The following is a 2,524-nucleotide window of genomic DNA, read 5'->3' on the forward strand; positions in this document are numbered from 1 at the left end:
TCTGTTCCTGTTCTACACACGGTTGATTTCCAAGGGAGGCCCCATGCCTAGGCGACTCGTCGGCGTGGCCTCTGCGGCCCGCTCAGGCACCGCTAGGGACCTCCTGGTGTCGATGCGTGACCTCATCGCCAAGCAGCTGGACGAGGGTGTTCCGCCGCGGGACCTGGCGTCGCTGACCAAGCGACTCATGGAGATACGGAAGGAGATCGAGGCGATTGACGCCGCTAGTACTTCTGATGCCATCGGCGGCGCCGCTTCGACTCCGGACGCCGCCTGGCCTGCTGCCTGACGCGCGTCACGTCGTACTGCCCGACGGGATCACCGCTAGTGGTGCGCCGGCCATCATCAACACATGCGAGACGCTCGGCATCAGCCTGGACCGCTGGCAGCGCGAAGCCTGCGCCGCAATCCTGGCTAAGGACATCACCGGCTGGTACGCGGCCGACACGATCGTCCTTAGCATCGCCCGGCAGGTCGGTAAGACGTTCCTGATCGGGGCCATCGTCTTCGCCGACTGCATCGCCCACCCGGGCACGTTGACGGTGTGGACCGCGCACCGCTTCAAGGTCGCCCGCGAGTCCTTCGACGAGCTTCGGGCGCTCGCCGAGTCGGAGGCGATGGCTCCACATGTGGACAGGGAAGCCATCACCACGGCTGCCGGTAACGAGGTCATCCCGTTCCGCAACGGCTCCCGGATCGTCTTCGCGGCCCGTGAGCGGGGGTCGATCCGAGGGTTTCGTAAGGTCCGTCGGCTGGTGCTGGACGAGGCGCAGATCCTCACCGACGCTGCGCTCTCCGACCTGGCTCCGACTCAGAACCAGGCGACCAACCCGCAGATCATCCTGATGGGGACGCCGCCGAAGCCGTCGGACCCGAGTGAGGCGTTCACTCGGCTACGAGCCGAGGCCATGTCCGGTGAGGCCGAAGGCGTGGTCTACATCGAGTTCTCAGCGGACCCCGGCTCCGACCCGGACGACCGCGAGGCGTGGTCCAAGGCGAACCCGTCCTACCCGTACCGGACTCCTGAGCGGGCGATCCAACGCCTACGCCGGCTGCTCGACAGCGACGACTTCCTACGGGAAGTCATGGGCATCTGGGTCGATGAGGACGCGCGCAAGACCGCCATCGACCCGACCTCCTGGGCCAACCTGCACGGCTCGACCCCACCGAAGGCCACCCCTACCTTCGCCCTCGACGTCGCCCCGGATCATTCGACGGCGACGATCGCGGCGGCGTGGAGCACCCCGGACGGTTCCTGGTTGCAGCTCGCCGACCACCGGCCTGGTGTCGAGTGGGTCGCTGATCGTGCCGCCGAACTGCTCCGGACGTGGGGCGGCCGGCTGCTGGTGGAGCAGACGGGCACGGCGGCGTTCCTGTTGCCGCACCTGACTGCCGAGGGTGTGTCCCGTCGCTTCTTCGCCGATGCCTGCTCCACTCTTGACGCCGCGGTCGTCGGTCGGTCCGTCCGGCACGGCGGGCAGGACGAACTCAAGTCCGCTGTCGCGGTGGCCCGCTGGTCGTCTTCGGGTGAGGCCGGGCAGCGAGTCCTGTCCCGTAAGGACCCGCGGATCTCCCCGCTGATCGCCGCGGCGCTCGCCCTGCACGGACTGAGCAGCGTTCCTACGACCGGCGGATGGATGGTGGGCGTGTGACGACCCCGACTCTTTCCCTGTCACGGACCGACCCGAACCTGGCCGCGGTGGATGTGCTGTCGGCGAAGCTCGACAAGGCGAACATCGAATACGACCGACTGGACCGGTACTACTCCGGGGACCAGCCGCTGGCGTTCATGTCGCCGGAGGTCGAGGCGCAGATCGGCGGCCGGCTCACTCCGCTGGTCATCAACTGGCCGGAGACGATCGTGGACTCGGTGGCTCGCCGGCTGAACCCGGAGGGCTTCCGACTGGGGCAGGGCGCGACGGCTGACGATGAGCTCTGGCGCATCTTCACCGCGAACGACCTGGACGAGGAGTCCCCGCTCGGGCTGGTGGACATGCTCGTGCACGGGGTCACCTACCTGTCGGTATGGGGGAACGACGACGACCCGCTGACACCTCGCATGACGTTCGAGTCCGCGCACCAGGTCACGGTTGACTACGAACCGGGTGGACGGGCGGTCCGGTCGGCGTTGAAGCGCTGGCAGGACGGCGCGACGAGTTACGCGACGTACTACACGCGCGACGAGGTGATCCGCTACGCCGCCCGCACGACGGCGCTCGGCGTGCGCCCGCGGTACGAGATCGATCAGGTGCTGGCGAACCCGCTGCGGGCCGTTCCGATCGTCCCGATGGTCAACAAGGGCCGGCTGCTGAACCGCTCCGGCCGGTCCGAGTTGGCCTCGATCGCGCCGATAGCGGACGGGATCAACAAGCTCGCCACCGACCTCCTGGTCACGGCCGAGTTCTACACGACCCCCCGCCGCTGGGCGACGGGTATGCAGATGCCCTCCGGCAGCGGCGACATGGCGCGGCTTCAGGCTGAGGTCAAGGCGTACTGGGACGAAGCATCGAAGGAAAAGACGTGG

At 67.8% G+C, this 2,524-nt stretch carries 3 protein-coding genes; all 3 read left to right on the forward strand.

Translation table 11 applies throughout. The features are described from left to right. The first annotated feature begins 43 nt into the window (after positions 1-43). A complete protein-coding gene (locus tag VNJ48_RS04620; protein ID WP_325599580.1) occupies positions 44-289 on the forward strand; it encodes a hypothetical protein in 246 nt (81 codons plus the stop codon). After that, positions 237-1,652 carry a hypothetical protein gene (locus VNJ48_RS04625; protein ID WP_325599582.1) on the forward strand — a complete coding sequence of 472 codons (1,416 nt, stop codon included), beginning with the start codon at positions 237-239 and terminating at the stop codon, positions 1,650-1,652. The genes VNJ48_RS04620 and VNJ48_RS04625 overlap by 53 nt, the downstream gene beginning before the upstream one ends. Continuing rightward, on the forward strand, positions 1,649-2,524 hold an 876-nt coding region (locus VNJ48_RS04630; RefSeq protein ID WP_325599584.1), incomplete at its 3' end, for a phage portal protein. The genes VNJ48_RS04625 and VNJ48_RS04630, both read left to right, overlap by 4 nt.

This window comes from Nocardioides sp., assembly GCF_035576065.1.
Taxonomy (GTDB): Bacteria; Actinomycetota; Actinomycetes; order Propionibacteriales; family Nocardioidaceae; genus Nocardioides.

Excerpts from the sequence above, each read along its gene's own strand:
- VNJ48_RS04620 (WP_325599580.1), top strand. The coding sequence starts at position 44 with ATGCCTAGGCGACTCGTCGGCGTGGCCTCTGCGGCCCGCTCAGGCACC.
- VNJ48_RS04625 (WP_325599582.1), top strand. The coding sequence starts at position 237 with ATGCCATCGGCGGCGCCGCTTCGACTCCGGACGCCGCCTGGCCTGCTG.